The sequence below is a fragment of the Hydrocoleum sp. CS-953 genome, from assembly GCF_002260545.1.
Classification (GTDB): Bacteria; Cyanobacteriota; Cyanobacteriia; order Cyanobacteriales; family Microcoleaceae; genus Trichodesmium.
In genome coordinates, this window is sequence record NZ_LGSU01000586.1 from 1 (window position 1) to 3735 (window position 3735).

A 3735-nucleotide genomic window follows, 5' to 3' on the forward strand; every position below is an offset into this window, starting at 1 on the left:
CCTAGTTCTCGCATCCCAGTACCTCCATCAAATATCAAACGCTTACCAGCTATTTGCATTTCTATGCAGGAAGTATTTCCACCATATCTAACAGTATCTTTTCCTGGAGTCGGAACACTACCTCGTACTCCCCAGAACTTAACTACAAAGTCCTCTAGATTTTCAGATAAGTTAGGAGAATTAATATGATCTTGGGTTACCACTACAGAAGAAAGTTTAGTTTCCATATAAATTTTCTTACCGAAAAATCAAGGTATAAAGCCTCTCCTTTTAAGGAGAAAAAACGGTCGTTAACGGAGCATGACCTAGGATGGGATGGTGTTTCGGCGCTTGAGCCGACATGGAAAGCGTTAGCGTTAGCGCAGCTCCTCTGCAAGAGGCAGTTCCTCTGCAAGAGGCAGCTCCTCTGCAAGAGCGGGAAACCTAGCCATATCCAATCGACTAAGAGAAAAGAAATAATATTTTCTTAATTCAATTCCCTTACGGTTTTAACCAGAGGTAATTATCAATTATCAATTATCAATTATCAATTATCAATTATCAATTATCAATTATCAATTATCAATTATCAATTATCAATTATCAATTATCCATTATCCATTATCCATTATCCATTATCCATTATCCATTATCAATTATCCATTATCAATTATCAATTATCAATTATCCATTATCCATTATCAATTATCAATTATCAATTATCCATTATCCATTATCCATTATCCATTAATGAATTTAAACTCTTACATTGTCCATAATGACGTAATAAGTGGTCACATAAAACTATAGCCACCATTGCTTCTACCATAGGCACAGCTCTAGGTAAAACACAAGGGTCATGCCTTCCCTTAGCTGCTAATAATGTCTCCTCACCTTCACGACTAACAGTTCGCTGCTCTTTCCTAATTGTTGCAGTAGGTTTAAATGCAGCCCTTAATACAATATTTTCTCCATTAGAGATGCCACCCTGTATTCCACCAGAACGGTTAGTCAAAGTACGAATCTCACCTTGTTCATCTGTATAAAATTCATCATTATGCTCGCTACCTGTCAGAGTAGTACCTGCAAANGTCTCCTCACCTTCACGACTAACAGTTCGCTGCTCTTTCCTAATTGTTGCAGTAGGTTTAAATGCAGCCCTTAATACAATATTTTCTCCATTAGAGATGCCACCCTGTATTCCACCAGAACGGTTAGTCAAAGTACGAATCTCACCTTGTTCATCTGTATAAAATTCATCATTATGCTCGCTACCTGTCAGAGTAGTACCTGCAAAACCAGAACCAATTTCAAATCCTTTGCTCGCTGGCAAAGACATTACACCCTTCGCTAAATCTGCCTCTAGTTTATCAAATACAGGAGAACCCAAACCTTTCGGCAAATTCCGGACTATACATTCTACCACACCTCCCACAGAATCTCCCTCGTCCCGTATTTGTTCGACTAATTCAATCATTCTTTCGGCACATTCAGTATCTGGACAACGCACAATATTACTTTCTACCTGTTCTATAGTTACTGTTGTTGAATCAACAATAGCCTCTAAATTTTTGATGCGCTTCACATACCCCACAATTTCCACACCAGAATATTGTTGCAGAATTTTTTTAGCGATCGCCCCTGCAGCTACTCGTCCAATTGTCTCCCTAGCCGAAGAGCGCCCTCCACCTTGCCAATTTCTGATACCATATTTAGCGTCATAAGTTGCATCAGCATGAGATGGACGATATTTAATAGCCATCTCCTGATAATCTTGGGGACGAGTATCCTTATTTTTAACCAAAATCATAATTGGTGTGCCCAAGGTTTGACCTTCAAATACCCCAGACAGTATTTCACAAGTATCAGTTTCTTTACGGGGTGTAGTAATTTTGCTTTGCCCTGGACGTCTACGGTCTAACTCATATTGAATTTCTTTAACATCTATTTCTAGCTTTGGTGGGCAACCATCAATTACAACTCCTACTCCTCCTCCGTGGGATTCACCGAAGGTTGTTACTCGAAATAAATGTCCAAATATGTTGCCCATTAAACTATACAAATAAATATCAGGATTTAAAAAATTATATTATCAATTAGGGAGTAGGGAGTAGTTAGGAAGAACAGGGAATTATATGAGAAGGTAGTTGAAAGAGTTATCCGATAGAATTTTTCTAACAAATTTTAACAATGGACAGTAATCTAATTACTGAGTGGGTATCTCCCAAAGTGGTAGAAAAATTTTCTACCACGCTCTTAATCAAAATTCCACGCGCTCCATTCAAGTCGCGGTCAAGAAGAAAGCCATCACTGCCTGTCACAACTTTTTTGCCACCTAACTCAAATTGTGCAAAACTTCACCAGTCCAACTAACAGTTTTGCCCTTTGTATGCTTCTGAAACATCTAAAACAACTTTGTTATACTCAATAGCTTTATGTTTCAAGAAAACTTCAAATCTGTAATGTGCCCATTTCAACATTTGGCTTTAATTTTTCTGCCTGAGCGATCGGCACTTTTTTCATTATAAAAATGCTCAACCCTTTATATGTAAAGGTTTTGAGATTTAATCAGCAGAGCAATATTTAAAAATAGGCTTTTCCATAATTTTGCTCCCTATCTCCCCATTCCCCCATCTCTCCACCCCTCCCATCTCTCCATCTCCCCATCTCCAAGAACGAGGTTTTAAATTAGTCCCATAAACTCCTAATCTTCATGATCTTCAAAAGGATCGGCCAACTCCTTTGATGGAGGTCCAAAAGCTGTATAAACAGAAAATCCAGTAATGGCCACAACCATTACAGCTATCGAAATACTAAGAACTGTTGCAGGTTCCATATAATTGATTAAAATTATGAGTGTTATACATATACAATATTACAAAACATTAAAATTTTCTGCTGAAAATAGTAAAAATCGAAAATTATGTCACAAAGAACTGGATTAGGAGACATCCTCAAACCCTTAAACTCTGAGTATGGTAAAGTATCTCCTGGTTGGGGAACTACACTATTAATGGCCGTTTTTATAGGCTTATTTTTTGTCTTCTTGTTGATTATTTTACAAATCTACAACTCTTCCTTGTTGTTAGAGAATGTTGATGTTGACTGGGCAAGTCTAACTAAATAAATTAAGTTTAGGTAGTAGGGCTAAGAAATTTAGTTAACTCGAATTTCTTCAGCCCTATATATTAGTTTGTAAGCATTCAGCGTTCAGCTCTCGGCTATCAGCTTTATTACCTTTAAGAGAGGAAAAAGCAATTTAGAGATTTCATAGAATTATTAAAGTATGGTTCATTAATGGATAATTGATAATTGATAATTGATAATTACCTCTCCCTAAAAGGGAGAGGATTGACAATTAATGGCCGTTTTTATAGGCTTATTTTTTGTCTTCTTGTTGATTATTTTACAAATCTACAACTCTTCCTTGTTGTTAGAGAATGTTGATGTTGACTGGGCAAGTCTAACTAAATAAATTAAGTTTAGGTAGTAGGGCTAAGAAATTTAGTTAACTCGAATTTCTTCAGCCCTATATATTAGTTTGTAAGCATTCAGCGTTCAGCTCTCGGCTATCAGCTTTATTACCTTTAAGAGAGGAAAAAGCAATTTAGAGATTTCATAGAATTATTAAAGTATGGTTCATTAATGGATAATTGATAATTGATAATTGATAATTACCTCTCCCTAAAAGGGAGAGGATTGACACAAAGGAGGAAAAAATTTATTTTTTTTACCCTTGAAAGGAGAGGCTAATAA

General features: G+C 36.4%; 4 protein-coding genes and 3 pseudogenes. 2 read left to right on the forward strand and 5 right to left on the reverse strand.

Going from position 1 to position 3735, the window contains the following annotated elements; translation table 11 throughout:
• From AFK68_RS06375 to psbN, 5 genes and pseudogenes are all read right to left on the reverse strand, one after another.
• A pseudogene (locus tag AFK68_RS06375) lies at positions 1-227 on the reverse strand (MBL fold metallo-hydrolase); the annotation flags it as partial.
• A 485-nt stretch (positions 228-712) separates the two neighbouring features.
• Positions 713-1069: chorismate synthase (locus tag AFK68_RS38265; protein WP_210407261.1), on the reverse strand; the 357-nt coding region annotated here is incomplete at its 5' end.
• Position 1070: 1 nt separating this feature from the next.
• Positions 1071-2029: pseudogene (aroC, locus tag AFK68_RS06385) on the reverse strand (chorismate synthase); the annotation flags it as partial.
• A gap of 124 nt (positions 2030-2153) precedes the next feature.
• Positions 2154-2300, reverse strand: coding sequence for a hypothetical protein (locus AFK68_RS36360; protein ID WP_168186345.1), 147 nt, complete (start codon positions 2298-2300; stop codon positions 2154-2156).
• 383 nt (positions 2301-2683) lie between these two features.
• Complete coding sequence (gene psbN / locus AFK68_RS06395; RefSeq protein WP_094672050.1) at positions 2684-2815, reverse strand: photosystem II reaction center protein PsbN; 132 nt, start codon at positions 2813-2815, stop codon at positions 2684-2686.
• 87 nt (positions 2816-2902) lie between these two features.
• Here psbN and psbH (AFK68_RS06400) point away from each other — a divergent pair, with 87 nt between their 5' ends.
• Both psbH (AFK68_RS06400) and psbH (AFK68_RS06405) read left to right on the forward strand, forming a co-directional pair.
• Positions 2903-3106, forward strand: coding sequence for a photosystem II reaction center phosphoprotein PsbH (gene psbH, locus AFK68_RS06400; protein ID WP_094672051.1), 204 nt, complete (start codon positions 2903-2905; stop codon positions 3104-3106).
• A gap of 231 nt (positions 3107-3337) precedes the next feature.
• A pseudogene (gene psbH / locus AFK68_RS06405) lies at positions 3338-3454 on the forward strand (photosystem II reaction center phosphoprotein PsbH); the annotation flags it as partial.
• Between the last annotated feature and the right edge of the window lie 281 nt (positions 3455-3735).